Below are 24,354 nucleotides of genomic sequence, written 5' to 3'. Positions count from 1 at the left end.
ACGGTCAGCGAATAAACAAAGAGGAGGAAGACAAATGCTACATGGACATTTCAGACGACTGGCCGCAGCCGCCAGCATTGTCGCGAGCCTGGCCGCATCCGGCGTCGCTTATGCCGAAACGAAACTCGTCGTCGGCTATCAGCAGATCGTTGGCCCGTTCGTGGCTGCGATCGCCGATGGCCGCTTCGATGCAGCCGCCAAGGAGGCCGGCTATTCGATCGACTGGCGCCAATTCAGCTCGGCCGGCGACATCACTACGGCGCTTGCCTCCGGTGACGTGCCGATCGGCGTTCTCGGTTCGACAGGTACTGCGGCTGCCGCGACGCGCGGCGTCGAACTGCAGCTCTTCTGGATCCTCGACAATATCGGTCAGTCGGAAGCGCTGGTCGCCCGCGAGGGCTCGGGCATCGAGACGCCGGCCGATCTCAAGGGCAAGAAGGTCGCCGTGCCTTTCGTCTCGACGTCGCATTTTCACTTGCTGGTCGGTATGAACAAGGTCTGGAACGTCGATCCGCGCGAGGTGGAAATCCTCAACCTGAAGCCGCCGCAGATCGTTGCCGCCTGGCAGCGTGGCGATATAGACGCGGCCTATGTCTGGCCGCCGGCGCTCTCAGAAATCCAGAAGACCGGCAAGACGATCTCGGATTCCGAGGTGATTGGCGCGGCTAGCGTGCCGACCTTCGACGGGCTGGTGGTCGACAAGGCCTGGGCCTCGGAGAACCCGAAGCTGATGGAAGCCTTCACCAAGGTTCTGGCGGACGCTTATGCCGACTACAACGCCAACAAGGCGGCGTGGACGGAGGAGTCGCCACAAGTGGAAGGCATCGTCAAGCTGATCGGCGGCGATGGCCCGAGCACCGTCGAAGCCTTGCGCCTGCTTTCGTTCCCGAATGCGGATGAGCAGGCCTCCGAGGTCTGGCTCGGCGGCGGCGCCACGCGTGCACTGACCGAAAGCGCCAAGTTCCTCGTCGAGCAGAAGCAGATCAGCCAGTCGCTCGACGACTACGCGCCTTATGTGAACGCCGACTTTGCCAAGGCGGCCGCACAATAGGCTAATCTGTCGATTGCCCCGGCCGTTGAGGAGCGGCCGGCGCACCACCATAGACCGTGACCGAGGTGCAGGGAGGCATTTCTCATGGAAACATTGAGCGTCAGAAACATCAGTCTGACCTACCCGGGCCTCTATTCGGACCAGGCAATCATCGCCTTAAAAGGCGTCAACCTTACCATCAACAGCGGAGACTTCGTCGTTGCGCTGGGCGCATCGGGCTGCGGAAAGACGACGCTGCTCAACCTGATGGCGGGCTTCATGGCCCCGTCGGAAGGCGACATCACCCTTGGCAACCACCAGGTCAACGGACCTGGCGCCGAGCGCGGCGTCGTCTTCCAGAAGCACGCGCTTCTGCCGTGGCTGAACGTCATCGAGAATACCGAGTTCGGCCTCAAGCTGCGCGGCGTCGACAAGGCGACCCGGCGGGATCTTGCCACCAAGAACCTAGCTCTGGTCGGCCTTCAGGATTTCCACCGCCACATGATCTATCACCTCTCAGGCGGCATGCAGCAACGTGTTGGCATCGCAAGGGCGCTGACCTGCGATCCCGCGATGCTGCTGATGGACGAACCGATGGCAGCACTCGACGCGCTGACACGCGAGACCATCCAGGAACTGTTGCTCAAGGTCTGGCAACTCACCAACAAGATGTTCTTCTTCATCACCCACAGTGTGGAAGAAGCGTTGTTCCTCGGCTCGCGGCTGATCGTCATGTCGCCGCGCCCGGGCCGCATCACCCACACCTACGAGCTCAACTTCAACAAGCGGTTCCACGCCGAGGGCAATGCGCGCGCAATCAAATCCAGCCCGGAATTCATCCGCATGCGCGAAGAAGTGCTCGGCATCATTTATGGCGACGAACGTGCGTCCGGCAACCCGGAGGTGGCCCATGCTTGACAGAGTGACACGCGCCAAGCCCGTAAAGGCCGGCAAGATCTTCGGCGCGCCCGGTGAAGGCAGCAGCGGCCTCATCAGCTTTTCGACGACGGTCGTCATCGTCGCTCTCTGGTTCCTCGTGACCGAAGGCGGCTGGGTCAAGCCGCTGTTCCTGCCGTCGCCGCTGGCGGTCTGGGACAAGTTCATGCTGGCGATGACCGACGGTGTTTCGAACTCGACGCTGATGCAGCACACGCTTGCCAGTATCGGCCGCGTGTTCGGCGCCTTCCTGCTGGCGCTGCTGACCGCCGTGCCGATTGGCGTGCTCATGGGCGTCAATCGCTTCGTGCGCGGCCTGTTCGATCCGATCATCGAATTCTACCGGCCGTTGCCGCCGCTCGCCTACCTGCCGCTCGTCATCATCTGGCTCGGCATCGGTGAGTTCCCGAAGGTGTTCCTGATCTATCTGGCGATCTTTGCGCCGATGGCAATTGCCGCAAGGGCAGGGGTGCGTTCGGTCTCGACGGAACAGATCCACGCTGCCTATGCGATGGGCGCCACCCGCGGGCAGGTCATCAGTCAGGTGATCATGAAGGCCGCCTTGCCGGAGATCTTCACCGGCATGCGCATCGGCATCGGCGTCGGCTGGACCACCCTGGTTGCCGCCGAAATGGTGGCGGCCAACCGAGGCCTCGGCTTCATGGTTTTGAATGCCGCCGAAAACCTCGAAAGCGACACGGTGATCATGGGCATCTTCATCATCGGCATCTTCGCCTTCGCCTTCGATCTTCTGATCCGCTACCTCGAAAAGGCGCTGATCCCCTGGAAGGGCCGCCTCTAACCGGCGACCACCTCCGACACTTCAACTGAATACGGCCTGGCGGCCTTTTGAAGACGGCCTTTCCCGTCTCCGGCGAAGCCATGCCTTACGACCAAGACAAAGGACAGGACCATGACACTGACGGCAACCGATCTCAAAACCTTGTTCGATGCCTTCAACCGGCATGACATCGACGGGGTCATGCACTTCTTCGCCGAAGATTGCGTATTCAACGCCGTCGGCGGCCCGGAGGTCTACGGCAACCGTTTCGTCGGTACCGGTCCGATCGCAGATGCCTTCAGCGGCGTCTGGAAATCGATGCCGGACGCCGAATGGGGCAACCACAGCCACTTCGTCGAAGGCGATCGCGGCGTGTCCGAGTGGACCTTCTCCGGCACGGCTGCCGACGGCAGCCGCATCGAGGCAGAAGGCTGCGACCTCTTCACCTTCCGCAACGGCAAGATCGTGCGCAAGCAGGCGTTCCGCAAGAACCGCCCGGTCCTGCAACCCCGCTACTGATGGCCTGGAGCTAGAGCCATGCAACTGCGCGCCACACCCTTGAAGCCTGAAAGAGAGCCGTTTGACCCGGCCTATGACCCCAACCATGCCCGCAGCCCCGGCACGGGCAAGGACTATGCGCCGACCTACTGGATCGGCACCGCCGGTCCCGAACCGGAGGACGACGGTCCGATCACGGGCGATATCGATGTCGATGTTGCGATCATCGGGTCCGGCTATACCGGTCTCTCCTGCGCCATTCATCTGGCGCGCGAGCACGGCATCAAAGCAGCGGTTCTGGAGGCCAATGGCGTCGCCTGGGGCTGCAGCACCCGCAACGGCGGGCAGGCACAGATTTCTGCCGGCCGCCTGAAGCGCTCGCAATGGATCGCCCGCTGGGGCGTGGACGTTGCCCGCAAGATGCATGCGGAGATTTCCGAGGGATTCGACCTCTTTCGCTCTCTCGTCCGCGAGCCCGAAATCGACTGCGATCCGCAGGATGGCGGCCATCTCTATATCGCCCACCGCGACAAGATGCTGCCAGCGCTGCAAAGCGAGGTTCGCGTTCTCAACGATACCTTCGGCTATCGCGCCCGCATGGTCTCGCGCGACGAGATCCACCGCGATTTCGTTCGCGACGAGGAAGCCCGCGGGGCGATGTATGAGCCCGATGGCATGGGCATCCATGCCGCCAAGCTCGCCTTCGGCTACCTCAGGCTTGCCCGCAAGCTGGGGGCAAAGGTGCATACGTCGAGCCCGGTGCTTGATTGCACCGCCAAGGGCGGCATGCATTACCTGACGACGCCTGGCGGAACGGTGCGGGCGCGTGCCGTCTGCATTGCGACGGCCGGCTACACGTCACCCGGCATGAACGCGCTCACCCGCCACCGACTGATGCCTATCCTGTCGAACTCGATCGTCACTCGGCCGCTGACGGAAAGCGAGCAGAAGGCGCTGAACTTCAAGGCGCGCATCCCGCTCACTGATACGCGGACGCTGCGTCACTACTATCGCATGCTGCCGGATGGCCGGGTGCAGATCGGCAGCCGCAGCGCCATCACCGGACGCGACGCGAGCAATCCGAAGCATCTCGAGCTTCTGCTTGCCGGTCTCTACCGCAAGTTCCCGGCACTCCGCGGCATCGACATCGACTACTCCTGGTGGGGGTGGGTGGATGTCAGCCACGACATGATGCCGCGCATCTTCCAGCCGGACCGGAGCCAGAGGCTGTTCTACGCCATGGGCTATGGCGGCAACGGCGTGATGTATTCCGCCCAGGCCGGCCGTCGCATGGCCCAGATGGTCGCCGGCAAAGGCGGCGGCCTCGACCTTCCCATCTTCACTTCGCCTCTGCCGGGCCACGGGCTTCTGACGCCGTTCCGACGGCTCGGCCAATGGGGAATGTACCGCTGGTACTACCTCCGTGACGAGATCCTCTAACTCTCTGAAATAATACCAGGAAAGGAACCACCCCATGAAAATGACCACCGAGGAAGCCTTCGTCAAAGTTCTTCAGATGCATGGCCTCGAACATGCCTTCGGCATCATCGGCTCGGCCATGATGCCGGTGTCGGACCTGTTCCCGAAGGCCGGCATCAAATTCTGGGACTGCGCCCATGAGACCAATGCCGGCATGATGGCCGACGGCTTCAGCCGCGCCACGGGCACGATGTCGGTTGCGATCGGCCAGAACGGCCCCGGCGTCACCGGCTTCATCACCGCGATCAAGACCGCCTACTGGAACCACACGCCGCTTCTGATGGTCACGCCGCAGGCGGCCAACAAGACGATCGGGCAGGGCGGTTTCCAGGAAGTCGACCAGATGGCGATGTTCGAGGAGATGGTCTGCTACCAGGAAGAAGTACGCGATCCCTCGCGTATCCCTGAAGTCCTCAACCGGGTGATCGAAAAGGCCTGGCGCGGCTGTGCGCCGGCGCAGATCAACATTCCGCGCGACTACTGGACGCAGGTGATTGACGTCGACTTGCCGGCGATCGTTCGCTTCGAGCGCCCGGCTGGTGGCCCGCAGGCGATTGCCGAAGCGGCCAAGCTTTTGTCCGAGGCAAAATTCCCGGTCATTCTCAACGGCGCCGGCGTCGTCATCGGCAATGCCATCTCCGATTCCATGAAGCTCGCCGAGCGTCTCGACGCGCCAGTCTGCTGCGGCTACCAGCACAATGACGCCTTCCCGGGGAGCCATCGCCTGTCGGTCGGCCCGCTCGGCTACAACGGCTCGAAGGCTGCGATGGAGCTGATCTCCAAGGCCGATGTTGTCTTGGCGCTCGGCACGAGGCTCAATCCGTTCTCGACGCTTCCGGGCTACGGCATCGACTACTGGCCGAAGAACGCCTCGATCATCCAGGTCGACATCAACGCCGACCGGATCGGGCTTACCAAGAAGGTGTCGGTCGGCATCTGCGGCGATGCCAAGCAGGTCGCCCGCCAGATCCTGGAGCTGCTCTCGCCGTCTGCCGGCGATGCCGGCCGCGAGGAGCGCAAGGCCGCGATCCACCAGACCCGCTCGGCCTGGCAGCAGCAACTCTCCTCGATGGATCACGAGGACGATGATCCGGGCACGGAATGGAACGAAAGCGCACGCTCGCGCGAGCCGAACCGCATGTCACCGCGCCAGGCCTGGCGTGCGATCCAGGCGGCCCTGCCGAAGGAAGCGATCATCTCCACCGACATCGGCAACAACTGCGCGATCGGCAATGCCTATCCGACCTTCGAAGCGGGCCGCAAATATCTGGCGCCGGGCATGTTCGGCCCCTGCGGCTACGGTTTCCCGTCGATCGTCGGCGCCAAGATCGGTTGCCCTGATGTGCCAGTGGTCGGTTTTGCCGGTGACGGTGCCTTCGGCATCTCGATGAACGAGATGGGCTCGATCGGCCGCGAGGGATGGCCGGCGATAACGATGGTGATCTTCCGCAACTACCAATGGGGTGCCGAAAAGCGCAACACGACGCTCTGGTACGCCAACAACTTCGTCGGCACGGAGCTCAACCCCAACCTCTCCTACGCCAAGGTGGCGGAAGGCTGCGGCCTGAAGGGCGTGGCGGTCAACACGACCGCAGCTCTCACCGAAGCCCTGTCCACTGCGATCGCCGACCAGAAGAAGGGCGTGACAACCTTCATCGAAGTCATCCTCAACCAGGAGCTCGGCGAACCCTTCCGCCGAGACGCGATGAAGAAGCCGGTGCCCGTTGCCGGTATCGATCGCGCCGACATGCGTCCCCAGAAGCGGGCCTGATCCTCGATTACGTCAAGCCCCGCCCGGTACCCGGGCGGGGCGAAGCCTCCCGCAGATGACCGGAACAGAACCATGACCTTCGTCGCCTCCGTCCACGAACGCTTCCGAAGCGTGCCCTCCGGCTTTGCGGCCTACTGGCCTGGCTTTGCCGTTACCGCGGCGGTGGCCGTCGCTGCCCAATTCCTTTCCGACCACTACGGCGCGCCGGCCATGCTCATGGCGCTCCTGCTCGGCATCGCCTTTCACTTTCTGTCCGAGGAAGGGCGTTGCGTCGCCGGCATCGATTTCTGTGCCAAGAAGGTGCTGCGCATCGGTGTGGCGCTGCTCGGCATGCGCATCAGCGTCGACCTCCTCATCGGGCTTGGCGCAAGCACGATCCTGCTCCTCATCTCAGCCATCGCCGCGACCATCGGCTTCGGCCTGCTTGCCGCAAAGCTTCTCGGGCGTGGCTGGCGGCTGGCGCTTATCACCAGCGGTTCGGTCGCAATCTGCGGAGCGTCTGCAGCGATGGCGATCGCAGCCGTTCTTCCCAAGAACGAGTTCTCCGAGCGCAACCTGATCTTCACCGTGCTTTCGGTCACCGTGCTCTCGACACTTGCGATGATTGCCTATCCGATCCTCGCCCAGACCATGGGGCTCGACGTGCGCGCCACGGGCATCTTCTTCGGTGGCACCATCCATGACGTCGCGCAGGTCGTCGGCGCAGGCTTCTCGGTCTCGCCGGAGGCGGGCGAAACGGCGACGCTCGTCAAGCTGATCCGCGTCACCATGCTGGCGCCGGTCGTGCTCATCTTTTCGCTGTCACTGCGCAAAGTACCGCAGCCTGAGGGCGAGACCGGTAAGCGCCCGCCGCTCTTGCCCGGCTTCGTCGTCGCCTTCCTGATCTTTGCAGCGCTGAATTCCTTCGGTTTCGTGCCGGAACTGGTGGCCAAGGCCGGCATGGAAACGTCGCGCTGGGCGCTGCTTGCCGGCATCGTCGCCGTCGGCATGCGCACGTCGCTTCGCCGCGTGCTCGATGTCGGTGGCGACGCCGTCGCGCTGATCGTCGCCGAAACCGTCTTCATCGCTCTCTTCATCCTCGTCGGCATTCACTATCTGGGGCACGCCTGATGAAACCGCTCGATCGCATTATCGAGGCCGCTAAAGCCGCCCCGCGCCATATCGTGCTCGCCGAGGGCGAAGACCCACGCATCGTCGAAGGCGCCTTGCGCGCCGTGCGCGCCGGTATCGCCAAGATCACGCTCGTCGGCGACAGGAAAATCGTCGCGGAGGAGTTGCACGCCGCCGGCGGCGCACCAGACGAAATCCGCATCGAGGATCCGACTTCGTCTGCGCTGACTGAGCACCTTGCCGTTGCCTACCACGATCTCCGTCGTAGCAAGGGTGTCGACGAAGCGGCCGCGGCAGCAGCCGTACGCTCGCCTCTTGTCTTTGCGGCCATGATGGTCCGCGAGGATCAGGCAGACGGAACGGTCGGGGGCGCTGTCGCCACCACCGCCGATACCGTGCGCGCCGCACTCCAGACCATCGGCCGGGCACCGGATGTCGGACTGGTGTCGAGCTTCTTCCTGATGATGCTCTGCGCGCCGCACCACGAAAAGAAGGGCGCCTTCGTTTTCGCCGATTGCGGGTTGGTTGTGGATCCTGACGCCACCGGCCTTGCCGATATCGCCGTGACCTCGGCACGCTCCTACGAGGCGCTCTCCGGCAAACCGGCGAAGGTGGCGATGCTCTCGTTCTCGACGGCCGGCAGTGCCGCGCATGAGCGCGTTTCGAAGGTGGTGGAGGCGACGCGCCTGGCCCATGCCTCAGCGCCGGGATTGGTGATCGACGGGGAGTTGCAATTCGACACCGCTTTTGTCGAGGCCGTCAGCGCGGCAAAGGCGCCGCAATCGGCGCTGCATGGCGAGGCCAATGTCTTTGTCTTCCCCAACCTCGACGCGGCAAACATCGGCTACAAGATTGCCCAGCGCATCGGCGGCGCCACCGCCATCGGCCCGATCCTGCAGGGACTTGCGAAGCCTGCCAACGATCTCTCGCGCGGCTGCAACGCCGACGACGTCTTCCACATGATCGCCGTCACAGTTGTTCAGGCGTCGGGCAGGAAGTAGACCGGCTAAGTGGCGCAAGTGACAGCGAACCGCCTTGCCGGTTGAGCCTGGCAAAGCTATCACCTTTGGGTCGAATTGGACCATCGGCGGTCTATCGACTGCCGATCTAAAGGAGAGACCGAACAATGACTTGGGCGTCAAGGATCATCTTCTTTCTTACCATGGCCTTCGTATCGTCGGGTATGGCAACAGCAGAGGAGGCCGCGTCGTCGGTCGACGATCTCACGATCCTATTGAGGGCGGATAAGGGGGCGCTCACGCTCGAATACCGCAAGCCAGGCCAACGTCTCGAAGATGATCCCACCGTCCAATGCGCCGTTGGCGCTCGGTTCACGCTTCCCGTCGGCGCGGTGGTGAACCTCGAACTCGTCTCGACGGACATCGTCTATAGCTTCTAAGTACCGGGCTATGTCGAGCAGGTAGATCTCGTGCCCGGCCTCGTGAATTATCGGCAGATCGAGACGCCTGCCGAAACCGGCCAGGCCGACGGCGTGCTTCAAGTGCACCCGGTTGGTTTGAAGAAGGCCATCGCAGTGCGCTTTAACAAAGAGCAAAGCGCTTTCGACGCCCGAATGCTGTGCGCCAACTAGGCGCACGATCTTCTCGCAGCGAATCCTTCGTGTTCGCGGCGGAGCAAAGCTCGGTTGCCGCGCAGGCTGTCGGTCACGACGTCATGATGAAGGGCCGGCATGTCTCCGGCGGCAGGCCATCAAGTACAAGTTTTCGGAACGCAGCGTCGACTTCCCGAGGAGGCATTTCCGGTCGCTCCTCCAGCCACCAGCGCAGAACGGCGTTGAACGTGGAGACCATGTGACGGATCACGAGGTCACGCGGAAGAGCGGCATGCATCGTTGCGGGGAGCGACTGGCGAAGGACCTCCGCAAGCACCTCGTCAACCGCATCGCGAACGATGCCACCTCCGCGTCCGCCGGCAAGTGCGACCTGGATGTCCGCGTGTTCGGCGACATGCTCGAACAAGGCGCGGCTGGGATCCCACGCCTCTTCTCGCTCCCGCTCGCGTGGCGATGAGATCGTCTTGTCTTTTGCAGTCACCAGCAGATCGCGCAGACGCTCCAGACTGCGTTTCAGAAGGTCGTCTTTCGACGTGAAGTGCGCATAGAACGTCGACCGCCCGATATTCGCCTCGGTCAGGATGTCTTCGACGGTGATCAGTTCGTAGTGCTTGCGGCGTATCAAGGCGAGAAGTGCTTCATAGAGCGCCGTGCGCGTTCGGGCCACGCGTCGATCGATCGGCAAGTTTGTTCTCCTTTTTCCGAACGAGCGCGCGTTGCAGTCCCATTCGGTACACGAGGCGCCCTTCTGTTTCGCAACTTTTCCGAACACCGTGTTCCGGATCGTGCTAGCCGAATGTCGTCTAGTCAACATCGAGGAACAGCCATGGTTGCGCTTTCTGCAACGTCCCCTCTCTCTTCCCCATTTCGAAAAGCGGGTGCCTGCGCGCTTTTCCTGCTCACCCTGACGAGCCTGCATCACGCCTATGGCGCCTACATCTATGAAACACTGTGGCGTCTCCATATCGTCCAGTTGGCCGTGCCGGCGGCAATAGTCATTGTGGCCGCCCTGTTCGTTGGCCGGTCGAGGAGCGGGACCACAGCTGGACGTGTCGCGACCTGGCTGGCCGCCCTTGTCGTGCTCGCCTTTCCGGTCGCAATGATCGGCATCTACGAGGGAGGCTGGAACCATGTGGTCAAGAACGCCGCCTATTTCGGCTTCGGAACAGATGCAGCACGGTCCCTGTTTCCCGAGCCCGTGTACCGGTTGCCGGATAATTTGCTCTTTGAATTGACGGGGATCGCCCAGTTCCCGCTCGCCATCATCACTGCGCTGAATACGATCGCTCTGTTGCGGCCGCCCGCCCGGTGATCGGATTTAGGTGCCGGCGGCCGCGCCGGTCGTTCGGATAAGGCAACACTGCGAACAAGCGCCGTCAGGCGATTGTTCGTGCGCTATCCGTCATCAGCTTCAGCCCGAGTGCGCCCACCACGGCGCCGGCGGCGCGGTCGATCCAGGTCTTGGAGCGCAGGTAGACGACCCGCGGGCCGTGGGAGGAAAAGCCGAGGGCGACGATTGCGTACCACGCGAACTCGTTGATGAAGAGCAGCGGGGGCAGGGCGAGAAGCATCCAGGTAGGCGCCGGCGACGGCAACAGCGCGGCGAACATCGAGGCGTAGAAGATCGCCGTCTTCGGGTTCGAGATCTGAACGAAGAGCCCCCGCAGCAGGGATTTCCAGAGCGTGCTCGGCTGGTCGGCGGGTGTCTCGGCAATCATTATCTTCTGCGGTGCGGCCCGCCAGATGCTTATGCCGATCCAGACGAGATAGGCGCCACCGGCGAGCCTCAGGAGGATGTTGAGCCATTCAACCTGAAGAAGGATCGCCGTCAGGCCGGCGACCGCAATACAGGCGAAGAAAAAGCCGCCAATGCCCATGCCGGCCGCTGCCATCAATCCATCGGCGCGGGACCGTGCGATCGCGATCCGCGACACCACGATGAAGCTCGGCCCGGGGCTCATGGCTCCAAGCAGGAAGACGCCCAGGATGGAGGCAAGAATTGCAAGTTCATGCATGTCACTATCCTCTCTTTAGAACGCTGCTGCCGCCGACGCAGGGCGAGTATGAAACGCGTTGCGTCATCCCACAATCGGGCATGTCCTCTCCCGCCCTCTCCGTCGAGAGAGCGGGAGACGTTCGTCAAGAATGACCTTCCTCGATCTTCGGGAGGAACCACGCGAGAAGCCCCGCAAGCGGAAGGAACGAGCAGATATAATAGACCGTTTCGACGCCGTAACTATCGGCCAGTATCCCGAGAATCGCTGCCGCGATGCCGCCGAGACCGAAGTTCAAGCCGTAGAACAGCCCGCCGATAAGCCCGATGCGGTTCGGCAACAGCTCGATGGCGTAGATCAGGATCGATGCGAAGGCGCTTGCCATGATCAGGTTGATCAGCACCGTCAGCACGCCGGTCCAAAACAGATCGGCATGTGGCAGGATCAGCGTCAGGGGAAGCGGCCCCAGAACCGAGATCCAGATGATCCGGTAGCGTCCGATGCGATCGCCGACAATCCCTCCGATCAGGGCGCCTGCGGCCGAGGCAAGCAGGAAGATGAACAACATCATCTGTGCGGAAGGGATGGAGAGGCCGAACTTCTCCATGAGGTAGAAGGTGTAGAACGAGCGGAAACTTTCGCCATAGGCGTTCTTGGTGAACATCAGCAGCGTCAGGACCACCAGAGCGGCGCCAATCGTCGCCGGCGCGTGGCGGATGCTGCCCGCCTTCTTGCTGTCCGCCCGCAGCGCCATGAATGCGGCGCTGATCTCCCGCTGCTTGCCGCCGATCCACGCGAGAAGCACCATTGCCAGCAACGCCAGGGCGGCGAACCAGGCGAGGCTCGGCTGCCCCCAGGGAACGATGATCACCGCGGCAAAAACCGGACCGAGTGCGCCGCCTGCCTGGCCGCCGACCTGAAACAGTCCCTGCGCCAATCCCTGCCGGCCGCCGGCGGCATAGCGCGCCATGCGCGTGGCTTCCGGGTGGAAAATGGAAGACCCGATGCCGATCAGCGCGACAGAGACAAGGATCATGGAATAGCTATCGGCAAGGGCGAGGCTGACCAGGCCCGAGAGCGTGAACATCATCCCGACGACTGGCGAATAGGGGGCGGGGTGTTTGTCCGTGACCATGCCGATCGCCGGCTGCAGCAGAGACCCGGCAATCTGGAAGGTCATGGTGATCATGCCGATCTGCACGAAGTCGAGCGCATAGGCGTCCTTCAGGATCGGATAGGCGGCCGGGATCAGCGACTGCATGAGGTCGTTGAGGAGATGGGTGACCCCGAGAACGACCAGGACGGCCAGATGCGTCTTCGGGCGTGTCACGGCAGGGATGGCGACTGTCATGGTTGATTTCTAGACTCCAGGATGCCGTGAAACGGCCTGCGGCGATGCCGCGCGGCGGGGAGCTTATGCATCCTCCGATAGGCGGGCAACCACCGGATGACGCTGCGCGCGAAAAAATGAGCTGTCGGGGCGGGAGGTTAGGCTCGCACGGGCACTTTCTTGGCCAACCTTCCTCTGAGGACGCCCCGGAGCTTGCCGGCAAGGCGCGGTTCTTGCCCCGCCGCCTCGTTCGCCCCGACTCAGGCCTTCCCCCGCGAGACAGGTCTCACGGCGCTGTCGGCTTTCGGGTGGCAAGGTCCGCGATCGCGAGGAAAACACCGATCGCGAGGAATACGGCAAGGACCAGCGCCGCTCCAGTTGCACCAGTCGCGTCGAGCTGCATCGCAGCAAGCGGCAGCACGGCCAGGATCGTCAGGTTGTTGAGGCTTTCCGAAAGCGAAAGCACCTGACCTTTTTCCTCTCCGGCCAGGCTCGCAAGAATGGCGGTGCTCGTCGGTGCGGCGAGCCCCAAGGCAAAGCCCCATGCCGTCAGGAAAACGAGGTCCCCCGTGAACGACAGGGGGTTGAGCATGAAGCCGCCGACCGCCGCACTCAGGAGGAACAGCGCAACGATCAGCGTGCGATTGTCACCGCAAAACAACCGTGCGGCTCGGCCGACGCCGAGGTTGCCAAGCAAGAGTCCCAGACCGAAAGCCGAGATGGAGACGCCGGTGGCCGCAACGCCGAGGTCATAACGAAGCCGCAGGACCTCGCCGGCAAGAAGGAAACCGGCGACAGCCGTTCCGTTCCAAAGGCCTTTCGCGGCCAGGGGGCGGATCAAATTGCCACGGCCGAGCCAGACAGGGCGCCCCATCTTCGGCACTGGGGGATTTCCCGCCCGGGCAGGAATCGCACTCCGGGCTATGGCAACTGTCGTGAGGCAGCCGGCGGCAGTCACCAGGAAAGGCGTTCGCCAATCGAATGCCTCCGTCAGGACGCCGGCGATGACCGGGCCCGAGACGATGCCTGATGTCATGCCTATCATCACCGCTCCCATCGCGGCGGATTGTCGGTGCGCGGGGATGATGTGTGCCACCAGGGCAAAGGCCGTCGGAATCAGAGCCGCCGACGCCAGGCCGCCGAAGACCCGCAGGACGATCGCTGCCCCGAAGCTCGGCGCGATCGTCAGCGCGAGGCCGTCAATCGAGAACAGAACCAGCGACACGAGCAGAAGTCGGCGACGGTCTATGCGATCGGAAAGGTAGCCGAAGATCGGTGCGGCCACGGCATAGGATAGCGCGTAGCTGCTGACGAGCCATGCGGCCTGCGCCGGCGTCGTCTCAAAGGCCACGGCCAGGGGCGAAAGCATCGCCGACAGCATGAACTCGGTCGCGCCGACAAAGAAAACGGCAAGCGCGAGGGTGGGCAAAATGAAGCGTGAGGGCACGGATTATCGTCCTTGAGCTTGAGAAGCAGGAGAGAACCGGCGCGCGAAGACGTCTAGCCCGTTCGTGGCGCCGGAAGGATCGAAGCGTTTTTTTTGGGGGGAGAGTGTCGGCGCTGCGGACCCCGACGGTTCGGGTCATGGCGATGCGAATGAATGCTCGCCTAAGCTGAATACGACAAGGAACCTCTAGCAAAGAGGTTTAGGGAACACAACAGTTCTTCCCGATCGGTATCCGAAACGAACCGCCGGGTGGCCAGCCGCGCTATCGCGCGACCGGCCCATTCAGGCGCTCGTGGTCAAGGCAGACCCTGGCCTCACATGATCTGCGGTGGAACGCTCAGACCTGCCGGTCAATCGGCCGGTCCAGCGCCCAGCGTCCGATCCCATGGGCGCTGAGATAGGCAAAGACGCCGATCCATACCGTCGAAAGCTGAAAGCCCGTGCCGCGCGGGATCATCACCACAACCAGAATGACGATCATCTGGATGAAGAGCATGAAGGCGAGGGCGCGCGTCAGAAGCCCGAGCGCAATTGCGATACCGCCGAAAAGCTCCAAGGCGATAGTCAGATAGGCGAGCGGCCGGATCGAGGCCCCGACTCTGGAAAAGCTCGATGTCACGGGGCATGTCGCCGTTGAAGAGCTTTTCCCAGCCGAACCAGCTCACGACTTCACCCGTTGTGATCCTCAGCATCAAGTAATGCGACAAAGGCCGCGGTGAGGTTGAAGATCAGATAAAGTCCGGTGCTGCTCCCAGATCCGGCAGAACCATGGCATTCGCATGCGTGGTAGCCTGTGTCACGGGAAGTTCCTTCCATGAATGAGCATTCGTTGTGAGGAGATGCGTGCGGCTCAGCACATGCCGCCGTTTGCCCGGATGACCTGGCCATTGATCCACGCGCCTTCCGGTCCGGCGAGGAACGAGACGACACGGGCGATATCCTCGGGTTCAGCGAGCCGTTCGAGGGGGTTCATCTTTGCCATGCGGAACAGCAGTTCAGGGCTCTTTCCGCTCAGGAACAGCTCCGTCGCAACAGGCCCGGGGGCGATCGCGTTCACGCGAATTCCGCGGCCACGCATCTCTTGCGCCAGCACCTGGGTCAGTCCTTCGACCGCCGCCTTGGTGGCAATGTAGATGCCATAGGTCGGCAGGCGCATTCCAATCACGCTCGACGAGACGTTGATGATCCGGCCGTCGTTGCGCAGTCGTTTCGCCGCCTCGCGGCAGACGTTGAACGCGCCCTTCAGGTTTATCGCGATGGTATCGTCGACGACGTCGTCGGTGACGTCGGCAATCGGTGCAAGCTTCATGATGCCGGCGCTGTTGACGACGACGTCCACCCCGCCGAAGGCTTGCGTGGCCGTGTCGAACATCGCGGCAACCGCGCCGGCGTCGCTGACATCCGCTTGAATGACGCGTGCGTCGCCACCGCCGCCGATGATTTCGTCCGCGACCGCCTTGGCCGCCTCAGTGCGTCCCGCATAGTTCACGACAATCTTGAAGCCGTCACCGGCGAGGCGCCTGGCGATTTCCGCCCCAATGCCCCGCGACGCTCCGGTAACCAGCGCGACCTTGTTGCTGTTGCTCATGTGCCAAGCCTTTCATGTGTTCCGTCTATTGATCGCGAGGAGGATACGCCTGGCATGAGAGAAGAAAAAATGCATAATTCGCAGGAGATAAATTACTGAAAGTATGAGTTGTCATGACGTTTGATGCGCGCTTGCTCAGCGGGATCGGAGTGCTTTCAGCAGTCGTCGAGGCCGGCAGCTTTGCCCGGGCCGGTGAAGCAATGGGGTTGACTCAGCCTGCGGTCAGCCGCGCAGTGGCCCGATTGGAGGAGCGCGTCGGCATACGTATTTTCAATCGAAGCGCCCGGGCAATCTCGCTGACGGACGAGGGGCGGCGCTTTTATGAACTCGTCGCGCCACTTCTTTCGGCAATCGAGGAGGCCGCGATCATGGCCGGCGGCACCAAAACGCACGTGCGTGGCAAGCTGCGGATCAATGTCGATGGGACCTTCGGGCACTTCGTGCTCGCCCCGAGGATCAATGACTTTCTCGAACGCTATCCGGAACTGTCGGTCGAGATCTTCGTGCGTGACTCGATCGGCGATTTTGTCGGCGAGGGGACGGACGTTGCCGTACGCTTCGGCGAGCCTGGCGCCTATTCTATGCATACGGAACTGCTGCTGGAAACGCGTGTGTTCACCTGTGCGTCGGCGCAATACCTAAAGAAATATGGCAGACCGCATGTGCCAGCCGATCTTTCGCACGGGCACCAGTGCGTCCTCATCCGCGACCCGGCGACCGGGCGCCCCTTCGCCTGGGAGTTTCAGAGCCGTGGCGAAGCCGTACCGTTCGCGGCGACCGGCCGGGTCATGGTCAATGACACGGGCTCGCTGATTGCCGCCTGCCGCAGCGGCGCGGGGATCGCGCAATTGCTCGAGCTCTATGTCAGGGACGAATTGTCGGACGGCGGTTTGATCCAGATCCTGCCGGACTGGTCAGAAGAAACCTTTCCGCTCCATGCCTATTATCGCCGCTCGGACCTGATGCCTGCAAAACTCTGCGCCTTTCTTGACTTCGTACGCGAGATCGTCGCTTAGCTGCTTCGGATCGCTCTATCCGGCGTTGGGCCGCCACCGCACATGCTCGATGAGCGCGCGCAGCTTCGGCGCAAGGTTCCGTCGATTGGGAAAGTAGAGATAAAAGCCCGCGAACGGCGGGAAATAGTCCTCGAGAAGCGGCACCAGTTGTCCCGCGGAAACATAGGGTCTGAAGGTTTCCTCCATGCCGAAGGTTATGCCGCCCCCGGCGCAGGCGGTCCGGATCATCAGCGACATGTCGTTGGTGGTGATCTGCGGGTTCACCGCCACGTCGAACTCGCGCCCATCCTTGCCGAACTCCCAGCGATAAGGTGCAGTTTGAGGCGCCGGACGCCAGCCGATGCAGCGGTGCAGCGCGAGGTCCGATGGCTGCAAAGGCTTGCCGAAGCGTTCGATATAGGATGGCGCCGCGACAGCGGTCTGGCGTTGCTCGGCCGATACCGGGACTGCGATCATGTCCTGCTCGATGACTTCGCCGAGCCGCACCCCGACATCATAGCCTTGGGCCACGATGTCGAACTCCTCGTCCGTGACGGTCACATCGATCTGGATCGTGGGGTAGGCCTCGGCAAAGCTTGCGAGCAGCGCCCCTGATATAAACCTTTCGGCGATCGAGGACACCGCCAGCCGCAACAGCCCGGTTGGGGCCATGTCCCGGTCGGCTGTGGCGTCCAGGGCCAGGCCGACCTCCGCGAGGGCCGGGGCAACGCGCAGGTAAAGTTGCGCGCCAGCCTCCGTAAGGCTGACGCTGCGTGTCGTCCGCTGCACGAGTGCAACGCCGAGCCGATCTTCCAGCCGCCGCAGAGACTGGCTTACGGCCGATCGGGTAACGCCCAGATGCTCGGCAGCCGCGCGAAAACTCCGCGCCTCGGCGACGGCCATGAAGACGGAGATGGCATTAAGATCGACGGCCATTGGACGGCTCAACTTACCAGTGTCGGTGTGATTGGGCAGAGTGATGATGCAATCATGGCCCGCCGATCGACAACCTTCAAGGCATCAAAGAATGTCACCGCGAGTTCTACCGCGCCTGTGATCGCCTCCAGAAGGCTTGCCCTGATCGCAAGAGCCCGGCAGAGCCTTCACTTCTTCCCCGCCTCCCGCCCCGCCTCTGCAGCCGCAATGGACATTCGGCTGCAGAGGCGGGGCGGGAGACACGCGGCAACCATCGTTGGCATCAAAGGATCGGGGCGATCCCGTAACGACGGTCTTCACGTGCTCCCCTTCCGCAGTCACCTTTCGCGGTAAAACACCATGCCGCCATGGTGCAGCACGTCATCCATGAACTCGCCATCGGCCGTAAAGCCGGTGTCATCCCAGTAGTCGATCTGGTTGCCGGTCACTTCGTAGCGCCCCTGATAGGCGCTCTTTCGGTTTCCGCGCGCCTCGTCATAACGGCCGTTCGGCAACAGCTCCTGGCGGATCCGCCCGTCCTCGGTCACCCACATGCCGACATAGGGATGATCTGCTTGCTTGCTTTGAGCCTCGCTGCTCATGACGTCCTCCGCGACGGCTTGACGGGAGATGGGCGCGTCGAGAGATGCGAGACCGGCAACAAGGGTGGCGGCGGCAAGCTTGGGGAGATTGTTCATGGCTGCTCTCCCGCAGGCTTGTCCTTGCCCGCTTCGGCCCGTTCGGCAAAGAGCTGCGACAAGGATTGCGAGGCAGCAATGGCGCGGGGAAATCCGGCCGGAACAGTTACCATGTAGATGATTTCCTTGAGCTCATCCTCGGAAACACCGATGTTGAGCGCGTATCCGGCATGGACATTCATCAGCTCCGTCAGGCCCATCGCAGCGAAGGCGGCGACCGCCGCCAGTTGCCGCGTCCGGTTGTCGAGACCCGGGCGAGCCCAGACGTCGCCAAGGGCATAGGCCTCGGTCGCATCGGCAAGGAAGGGAAACTCCTGCCGCATCCGTTCCAGGTTGGGCTGCGTCACGCCATTGTTGAGGGTCCGGATGACGGCGGCGCCTCGTTCGCGACGCTCCTCCAGGGATTGGGCGAAGGCGACCTCCGGCGAAAGACCCAGGAAAACCGCCGCACCTGCGGCTGCGAATTGCGATTGAATGCGATCAAGCACGTTTCTCTCCTCGATAGATTGTCTGTTGGGACGTCAGACGATCGCGAACGTCGCCATTCCTCCGGCTGTTCGATGCCGGGGAGGGCGCGACAAGCGCGCGTCCTATCCGCGTCTGCTGAATTTGGGGGAGGCGCTGTCATTCGGAGCGCCGAAAGTCAGCGGGCCCTGTCCAGTTCCTCCTCCGTCTTGCGTTGCAGTGTCGACGCAAAAGGTAGGCGGGGAAGATTGGAACGATAAGACGCCGATTTCGATCCATACTGGTAAATCTGGCTAACCAGTCGGAATACTGTTCGGTGGTTGCCGCTGCCGTCTCGCTCCGGGCACGTGACCGCGGCGAGTGGCCGATCCGGTTCCACTTGTTGCGTTATCCAATGCTCGACGACCGCACTGTGTTGCGCTTGCCACCGGCTCACGTCGGAACCTTCATCTGGAACGCGCAGTCGAATGCTTTTGGCTGGACTTCCCTGCTCGGTCGCAAGCCGCTGATGGCGGAACCACCGGCGGAGGCGGCTCCGGCACGCGCCGTCGATCTTGCTGGCCTGCCATCCACCTGGATCGGCGTTGGCACACTCGACCTGTTCGCACAGGAGTCGATACATTTCGCTTCCCGTCTCGTCGAGGCCGGCTTGCCGGTCGAAATGTCCGTGGTTCCCGGCGCCTATCACGGCTTCGACACGATGGTACCGCAGGCGCGCATCTCGGCGGATTTCATCGCCGGCTGGAAATCGGCGCTGAGCCGATCTTTGGAAGTCGACTAAGGGGCAGGCGCACTGCACGGTTCGCGCCGCATGACTGCCAGGGCGCAAGAGGCTTTCCGCCCGAAGGCGGCATCTCGCTTGACGACCGCCGCCATTTCTTCCGATAGGGTCAATCTACGAGCAGGTGTGCGGGGAGGTGGCGACTGTGGCAATGCTCTTTGTTCCGGGCTTCATGCTCGACGCCGATCTCTGGCGCGATGTGGTTCCCGCACTCGGCGAGTACGGTCCCGCGACCTATGCCGACCTGTCGCAAGACGGCTCGATCGAAGCCATGGCCCGTCGCACGCTGATGGATGCCCCGGATCGCTTCATACTCACCGGTTTCTCCATGGGAGGCTACGTCGCCCGGGAAATCGTCCGGCAGGCGCCCGACCGGGTGACCGCACTGATCCTCATTGCCACGTCCGCGCGCGGCGACAGCGACGTCGAGCGCCAGCGAAAGGCTGTCGTCGCCGGGCAGGCCGCTGGCACGGCATTCAAGGGGCTCAGCCGATCGGCTATCCTCTCGTCCCTGCACCCCGACAATGCGGGGCGGACCGATATCCTCGATCGCATCCAGGTGGCAGGCCATCGAATGGGAGGCGACGCCTTTCGCCGACAAGCTCTCATCGAGCGGAGGGACGAACGGGACGCTCTGGCGTCGATCCAGTGCCCAAGCCTGGTCATTGCCGGCGAAGAGGATCGGTTGAGGTCGCGCGCCGAAACGCTGGAGCTTCACAATGGGCTCGTCGGCTCAAGCTTCGAGGTCGTCGCCGACACTGGCCACATGGTCCCGATGGAAGCGCCGCAACGCCTCGCCACCATCATTCGGGAATGGCTCGCTCAACAGAAGGCCGAAGCGTAACGCGCCCGAGCCAAACTCCACCGTTCGCCTCCCGTTGTCACCCAATTCTTGCCGTTTGCAGCCCTGGCCGTTCCAAATCCGGCGGGTGTCACGCTTGGGCTGAGGACGCTTTGGCAGTCTCGCCAAGCAGGACGTTCCACGGAGGAGAAGGATAGCAACCCGGCATTTCCGCTCACCCTCCACTTCGGTTACAGGACAGCTAGAAGAACGCTGTTGACAAAACACACCGATGACTGGCAAATGTCAGAAATGTACAGAGGACGTCGGTTATCGGTTGGTTTCAGGGGAGACAGGAGCCTGAGGCCGAAGAACCGGGAAGCATTTCCGTCTGCACAGATGCCAGCATGGGAGGGGACATCGTGGCTTTTCAGATGGATCGGCAGCTCGGCTTTCTCGCCACTGTGAACGTTGCCGCCATTGTCGCCGGTGCGGTACTCGTCGGCGCGAGTTTCGTCGAGCTCTATAACTTCCAGTCCATGGCGTCGCAGGTCCCCGAACTGGGTTTCCTCGCCCTTGGCGTCATGCTGGCCATGATGTCCGGCAACGGGGGCATCGACCTTTCCGGCATCGCGCTTGCCAATCTCTCGGGCGTTGCCGCCTACTTCTTTCTGCGCGACGTGATTTCCGCCGACGAGGCTCCGCTTCTCTTCACCTGGAGCCTGTTCGGCGTAGCCCTTGGCATCGGCCTTGTCGGCGGCATGCTGAACGGTTTCCTGATCGCGAAGGTTGGATTGACGCCGATCATCGCCACGCTCGGCACGCAATTGCTCTTTACCGGCCTGGCGATCGTTCTCACCAATGGTTCGGCGCTCAGCATCGGCTATGTCGAGCCGCTCGACGATTTCGGTAATGCCACGATCCTGAGCGTGCCCCAATGCTTCGCTCTGTTCCTGGTCGTCGCGCTCGCGATCGGCGCCATCCTGCGTTTCACGCCCTTCGGCCAACGTCTGCTTCTGCTCGGCAACAATGCCAAGGCCGCGCGCTACGCGGGCATCCCGGAAAAGCGCATCCTGTTCCTGACCTATACGGTTTGTGGGCTATTGGCGTCGGTTGCCGGCATCGTCATTGCCGCGCGCACCTCGAGCGTGAAGTGGGACTACGGCACCTCCTATGTCCTCATCGCGATCCTGATCGCCGTCATGGCCGGGGTTCGCCCCGAGGGCGGCTATGGGCGAGTCATCTGCGTCGTGCTTTCGGCAACGTCGCTGCAGATGCTCTCCAGCCTCTTCAACTTCATGAACATCTCGAACTTCTTCCGAGACCTCGCCTGGGGCGTTCTTCTGCTCGTTTTCATCGCCACCTCCGGCTTCGACTTCAAAGCCTGGTTCAGGGCGGCCCGCAGCTAACCCCGTTTCCGCCAGGGCCGGGCGCGAGCCTTCGCGCGCCACAGCTCTTTCCTTTCGAAGGCGCAATGGGAGGAACTATGCCTGATTTTCGTAAAATTGCCGCCTGCACCGTGGCTCTCAGCACCATCTGGAGTGCCGCGGCTGCCATGGCCGAGGAGAAGCCGAGCATCGTGACCGTCGTCAAGGTCACCGGCGAGAATTGGTTCACCCGCATGGCCGAGGGCGTCGCCGCCTATGGCAACGACAACGACACGGTTGCCACGAGCCAGATCGGCCCGGGCAAAGCGGATGCCGCCCAGCAGGCACGCCTGATTGAGGACCTTGTCGCCAAGAAGGTCAGCGCGATTGCCGTCGTGCCGATGGATGCGTCGTCGCTCGAAGGCGTGCTGAAGCGCGCCGCCCAGCGCGGCATCAAGGTGGTGACCCACGAGGCCGACAGCATGAAGAACACGCTCGTCGACATCGAAGCCTTCGAGAACAAGGCCTTCGGCGCCCGCTTCAACGAGAAGATCGCCGAGTGCATGGGCAAATCAGGAAAATGGACGTCCTTCGTCGGTTCGCTCGGCAGCCTGACGCATGTCCAGTGGGCTGACGGCGGCGCTGAAAACGCCAAGAAGTACCCAGAGATGGAGCTGGTCTCGGAGAAGAACGAATCCTTCAACGACGCCAACCGCGCCTATGAGAAGGCCCGCGAGATCCTGCGCAAGTACCCCGACATCAAGGGCTTCCAGGGCGGCTCCGCCATCGACGTCATCGGCATCGGCCGCGCCGTCGAAGAGGCCGGCCTGCAGGACAAGACCTGCGTCTTCGGCATCGGTCTGCCGAAGGATACCGGATCCTATCTTGAATCCGGCGCCGTCGATGGCATCAGCTTCTGGGATCCGAAGGATGCCGGCTACGTCATGAACAAGGTGGCAGACATGGTCATCAAGGGCGAAGAGATCAAGGACGGCATGGATCTCGGCGTGCCCGGCTACGAAAAGGTGACGGTCAAGAAGGGTGCCGGTGACGGTATCATCGTCGTCGGCGAAGCCTGGGTCGACGTCGACAAGTCGAACTACGGCAAATACCCGTTCTGATCGGTTCTGCCGATTAATGCCGTCGCGCCATAAACCGGCGCGGCGGCGTGTCCCTCGAACGCCCTCATGCACCATCAGGACAAAGCCATGCAGCCCCAGCCCACTGGCGGTGAACCGCATCTCAAGCCCGCGACCCCTTTTCTGGAGGTGCGCAACATCGAGAAGCACTTCGGTGGCGTGCGCGCGCTCAAGGGCGTGAGCCTTTCGATCGAGGCCGGCAACATCTATCACCTGATGGGTGAGAATGGCTGCGGCAAGAGCACGCTCATCAAGATCATTTCCGGGGCTCAAGGGGCTGATGCAGGCGAACTCTTGATCGACGGCAAGACGGTCACCGGACTGACGCCGGTTGCAGCCCTCGCTGCCGGCATCGAAACGGTCTATCAGGATTTCTCGCTGCTCCCCAATCTCTCCGTCGCCGAGAACATCGGCCTGACTCAGCAGTTGGTGTCCTCGTCGGGCAAGCTTGCGCGGCGGCTCGACATACCGAAGATGCGGGCGACGGCCGAGCGCGCCCTTGCGGCCGTCGGCCTGCCGGCGAGCAGGACCTTTCTTTCAACGCGGACGGACGAGTTGCCGATGGCGACGCGGCAGCTGATTGCCATTGCCCGCGCAATCGCCTCCGACGCCCGCCTCGTCATCATGGACGAGCCGACGACCGCGCTGACCAAACACGAGGTCGACAATCTCATCGGCGTCGTCGACCGCCTGCGCGCCAAGGGCGTGGCCGTGCTGTTCGTCACCCACAAGCTCGACGAGTGCAAGTCGCTCGGCGGGCGGGCGATCATCATGCGCGATGGCCAGAAAGTCGCCGAATGCGACGTCGAGGGCCATTCGAAGGCCGATCTGGCCTTCTGGATGACGGGCAAGGTGCTGGACGACACCCGCCAGCGGTCCGCCATCACGCTCGGCGACAAGCTGCTCAATGTCGAAAAGCTCTCACGGAGCGGATTTTTCGCTGACGTGTCCTTGTCGCTGCGCAAAGGCGAGATCATCGGCATTACCGGCCTGCTCGATTCCGGGCGCAACGAACTGGCGCTTGCGCTTGCAGGCGTTTCACCGGCCGACGGCGGCGGTGTATTTCTCGAAGGCAACGAGATCCGCCTTGGCAAACCCGCCGATGCGATCGCTTCCGGGATTGGCTACGTTCCCGAGGACCGGCTCTCGGAGGGATTGTTCCTTTCGCAATCGATCAAGGACAATATCGTGGTTCCGGTCCTCGACCGGCTGCGCAATGCCTTCGGCATCGTCGACGGGCGCCGCAGCCGAGCGCTCGCCGAGCGCACGGTCGACGACCTTCAGGTCGTCTCGGCCGGCGTCGACAAGCCGGTGCAGTCGTTGTCCGGCGGCAACCAGCAGCGCGTGCTCATCGGGCGCTGGCTGACGATCGAACCAAAACTGCTCATCCTGCACGGCCCGACCGTCGGCGTCGACGTCGGCTCCAAGGACACGATCTATCGGATCATCCAGCGGCTCGCCGGCGACGGCATGGCCGTCATCATCATCAGCGACGACCTGCCCGAACTGCTGCAGAACTGCGACCGCATCATGGTTATGCGCAAGGGTCGAGTCGTCAAAACCTTTGCCGCCGAGGGGCTGGCGGAAGACGTTCTCTCCCGCGCGCTGACCGACGATACCATTGCGAGGCTTCAATGAGCGAAACCACCTTCTCCCCGGCAGCACCCCGGTCTGAA

At 62.7% G+C, this 24,354-nt stretch carries 26 protein-coding genes; 17 read left to right on the top strand and 9 right to left on the bottom strand.

Translation table 11 applies throughout. The annotated features are described in order from the left end of the window. Positions 1–34 precede the first annotated feature (34 nt). The 10 genes from tauA (at position 35) to AC3WVQ_RS24265 (ending at position 9,196) form a co-directional block, all read left to right on the top strand. On the top strand, positions 35–1,051 hold the full coding sequence (gene tauA, locus AC3WVQ_RS24310; protein ID WP_034790430.1) for a taurine ABC transporter substrate-binding protein: 1,017 nt from the start codon (positions 35–37) through the stop codon (positions 1,049–1,051). 84 nt (positions 1,052–1,135) lie between these two features. Beyond that, positions 1,136–1,948 (top strand): taurine ABC transporter ATP-binding protein, encoded by an 813-nt coding sequence (locus tag AC3WVQ_RS24305; protein WP_492383072.1) that lies wholly within the window; start codon positions 1,136–1,138, stop codon positions 1,946–1,948. Then, on the top strand, positions 1,941–2,768 hold the full coding sequence (locus tag AC3WVQ_RS24300) for an ABC transporter permease subunit (protein ID WP_034790428.1): 828 nt from the start codon (positions 1,941–1,943) through the stop codon (positions 2,766–2,768). The genes AC3WVQ_RS24305 and AC3WVQ_RS24300 overlap by 8 nt, the downstream gene beginning before the upstream one ends. Positions 2,769–2,885: 117 nt before the next feature. Beyond that, on the top strand, positions 2,886–3,266 hold the full coding sequence (locus tag AC3WVQ_RS24295) for a nuclear transport factor 2 family protein (protein ID WP_090297417.1): 381 nt from the start codon (positions 2,886–2,888) through the stop codon (positions 3,264–3,266). Positions 3,267–3,284: 18 nt separating this feature from the next. Next, positions 3,285–4,685: an NAD(P)/FAD-dependent oxidoreductase gene (locus AC3WVQ_RS24290; RefSeq protein WP_034790426.1), complete on the top strand. Its 1,401-nt coding sequence runs from the start codon at positions 3,285–3,287 to the stop codon at positions 4,683–4,685. 34 nt (positions 4,686–4,719) lie between these two features. Further along, entirely contained in the window at positions 4,720–6,495 is a 1,776-nt protein-coding gene (gene xsc / locus AC3WVQ_RS24285; protein ID WP_034790425.1) for a sulfoacetaldehyde acetyltransferase, read from the top strand. 72 nt (positions 6,496–6,567) lie between these two features. Continuing rightward, entirely contained in the window at positions 6,568–7,605 is a 1,038-nt protein-coding gene (locus tag AC3WVQ_RS24280) for a YeiH family protein (protein ID WP_492383071.1), read from the top strand. Then, positions 7,605–8,606, top strand: coding sequence for a phosphate acetyltransferase (gene pta, locus AC3WVQ_RS24275; RefSeq protein ID WP_492383070.1), 1,002 nt, complete (start codon positions 7,605–7,607; stop codon positions 8,604–8,606). The genes AC3WVQ_RS24280 and pta overlap by 1 nt, the downstream gene beginning before the upstream one ends. 125 nt (positions 8,607–8,731) lie before the next feature. Next, on the top strand, positions 8,732–9,004 hold the full coding sequence (locus AC3WVQ_RS24270; RefSeq protein ID WP_492383069.1) for a hypothetical protein: 273 nt from the start codon (positions 8,732–8,734) through the stop codon (positions 9,002–9,004). A 30-nt stretch (positions 9,005–9,034) separates the two neighbouring features. Beyond that, positions 9,035–9,196, top strand: a complete 162-nt coding sequence (locus AC3WVQ_RS24265; RefSeq protein WP_492383068.1) for a hypothetical protein — start codon at positions 9,035–9,037, stop codon at positions 9,194–9,196. A gap of 73 nt (positions 9,197–9,269) precedes the next feature. On the opposite strand, the gene AC3WVQ_RS24260 is transcribed toward AC3WVQ_RS24265, so the two are convergent. After that, on the bottom strand, positions 9,270–9,863 hold the full coding sequence (locus tag AC3WVQ_RS24260) for a TetR/AcrR family transcriptional regulator (RefSeq protein ID WP_060610676.1): 594 nt from the start codon (positions 9,861–9,863) through the stop codon (positions 9,270–9,272). Positions 9,864–10,004: 141 nt separating this feature from the next. On the opposite strand from AC3WVQ_RS24260, the gene AC3WVQ_RS24255 reads away from it, so the two are divergent. Beyond that, positions 10,005–10,490: a hypothetical protein gene (locus AC3WVQ_RS24255; RefSeq protein ID WP_492383067.1), complete on the top strand. Its 486-nt coding sequence runs from the start codon at positions 10,005–10,007 to the stop codon at positions 10,488–10,490. 64 nt (positions 10,491–10,554) lie between these two features. Here the strand turns inward: AC3WVQ_RS24255 and AC3WVQ_RS24250 are convergent, their stop codons facing one another. The 5 genes from AC3WVQ_RS24250 to AC3WVQ_RS24230 all read right to left on the bottom strand — a co-directional run bounded on the left by AC3WVQ_RS24250 (position 10,555) and on the right by AC3WVQ_RS24230 (position 15,537). Next, a complete protein-coding gene (locus AC3WVQ_RS24250) occupies positions 10,555–11,193 on the bottom strand; it encodes a LysE family translocator (protein WP_492383066.1) in 639 nt (212 codons plus the stop codon). A 124-nt stretch (positions 11,194–11,317) separates the two neighbouring features. Beyond that, positions 11,318–12,523, bottom strand: a complete 1,206-nt coding sequence (locus AC3WVQ_RS24245) for an MFS transporter (RefSeq protein WP_492383065.1) — start codon at positions 12,521–12,523, stop codon at positions 11,318–11,320. A gap of 265 nt (positions 12,524–12,788) precedes the next feature. After that, on the bottom strand, positions 12,789–13,949 hold the full coding sequence (locus tag AC3WVQ_RS24240) for an MFS transporter (RefSeq protein WP_492383064.1): 1,161 nt from the start codon (positions 13,947–13,949) through the stop codon (positions 12,789–12,791). A 337-nt stretch (positions 13,950–14,286) separates the two neighbouring features. After that, positions 14,287–14,568, bottom strand: a complete 282-nt coding sequence (locus tag AC3WVQ_RS24235; RefSeq protein ID WP_060610703.1) for a DoxX family protein — start codon at positions 14,566–14,568, stop codon at positions 14,287–14,289. A gap of 231 nt (positions 14,569–14,799) precedes the next feature. Continuing rightward, positions 14,800–15,537 (bottom strand): SDR family oxidoreductase, encoded by a 738-nt coding sequence (locus tag AC3WVQ_RS24230; RefSeq protein ID WP_034790416.1) that lies wholly within the window; start codon positions 15,535–15,537, stop codon positions 14,800–14,802. A gap of 113 nt (positions 15,538–15,650) precedes the next feature. On the opposite strand from AC3WVQ_RS24230, the gene AC3WVQ_RS24225 reads away from it, so the two are divergent. Further along, the gene (locus AC3WVQ_RS24225) at positions 15,651–16,553 is read left to right on the top strand and encodes a LysR family transcriptional regulator (RefSeq protein WP_134887838.1); all 903 of its coding nucleotides are present in this window, start codon (positions 15,651–15,653) and stop codon (positions 16,551–16,553) included. Positions 16,554–16,568: 15 nt separating this feature from the next. Here the strand turns inward: AC3WVQ_RS24225 and AC3WVQ_RS24220 are convergent, their stop codons facing one another. The 3 genes from AC3WVQ_RS24220 to AC3WVQ_RS24210 all read right to left on the bottom strand — a co-directional run bounded on the left by AC3WVQ_RS24220 (position 16,569) and on the right by AC3WVQ_RS24210 (position 18,582). Beyond that, positions 16,569–17,468 carry a LysR family transcriptional regulator gene (locus AC3WVQ_RS24220; RefSeq protein WP_492383063.1) on the bottom strand — a complete coding sequence of 300 codons (900 nt, stop codon included), beginning with the start codon at positions 17,466–17,468 and terminating at the stop codon, positions 16,569–16,571. Positions 17,469–17,785: 317 nt separating this feature from the next. Further along, positions 17,786–18,145 carry an Atu4866 domain-containing protein gene (locus AC3WVQ_RS24215; RefSeq protein WP_180316589.1) on the bottom strand — a complete coding sequence of 120 codons (360 nt, stop codon included), beginning with the start codon at positions 18,143–18,145 and terminating at the stop codon, positions 17,786–17,788. After that, a complete protein-coding gene (locus AC3WVQ_RS24210; protein WP_210338678.1) occupies positions 18,142–18,582 on the bottom strand; it encodes a carboxymuconolactone decarboxylase family protein in 441 nt (146 codons plus the stop codon). Before AC3WVQ_RS24210 ends, AC3WVQ_RS24215 begins: the two co-directional genes overlap by 4 nt. A 344-nt stretch (positions 18,583–18,926) precedes the next feature. Between AC3WVQ_RS24210 and AC3WVQ_RS24205 the strand changes: the two genes are divergently transcribed. The 5 genes from AC3WVQ_RS24205 to AC3WVQ_RS24185 all read left to right on the top strand — a co-directional run bounded on the left by AC3WVQ_RS24205 (position 18,927) and on the right by AC3WVQ_RS24185 (position 24,316). Next, positions 18,927–19,391: an alpha/beta hydrolase fold domain-containing protein gene (locus AC3WVQ_RS24205; protein WP_492383062.1), complete on the top strand. Its 465-nt coding sequence runs from the start codon at positions 18,927–18,929 to the stop codon at positions 19,389–19,391. 151 nt (positions 19,392–19,542) lie between these two features. Beyond that, positions 19,543–20,235 (top strand): alpha/beta fold hydrolase, encoded by a 693-nt coding sequence (locus tag AC3WVQ_RS24200; protein ID WP_210337640.1) that lies wholly within the window; start codon positions 19,543–19,545, stop codon positions 20,233–20,235. Between the two features lie 371 nt (positions 20,236–20,606). After that, positions 20,607–21,581, top strand: a complete 975-nt coding sequence (locus tag AC3WVQ_RS24195) for an ABC transporter permease (protein WP_134887846.1) — start codon at positions 20,607–20,609, stop codon at positions 21,579–21,581. Positions 21,582–21,658: 77 nt separating this feature from the next. After that, entirely contained in the window at positions 21,659–22,660 is a 1,002-nt protein-coding gene (locus tag AC3WVQ_RS24190; protein ID WP_089044878.1) for a substrate-binding domain-containing protein, read from the top strand. A gap of 87 nt (positions 22,661–22,747) precedes the next feature. Next, the gene (locus tag AC3WVQ_RS24185) at positions 22,748–24,316 is read left to right on the top strand and encodes a sugar ABC transporter ATP-binding protein (RefSeq protein ID WP_492383061.1); all 1,569 of its coding nucleotides are present in this window, start codon (positions 22,748–22,750) and stop codon (positions 24,314–24,316) included. Positions 24,317–24,354: the final 38 nt, after the last annotated feature.

This window comes from Ensifer sp. EB106-05-01-XG146 (assembly GCF_058791875.1).
This window is presented reverse-complemented; position numbering and strand designations above follow the sequence as displayed.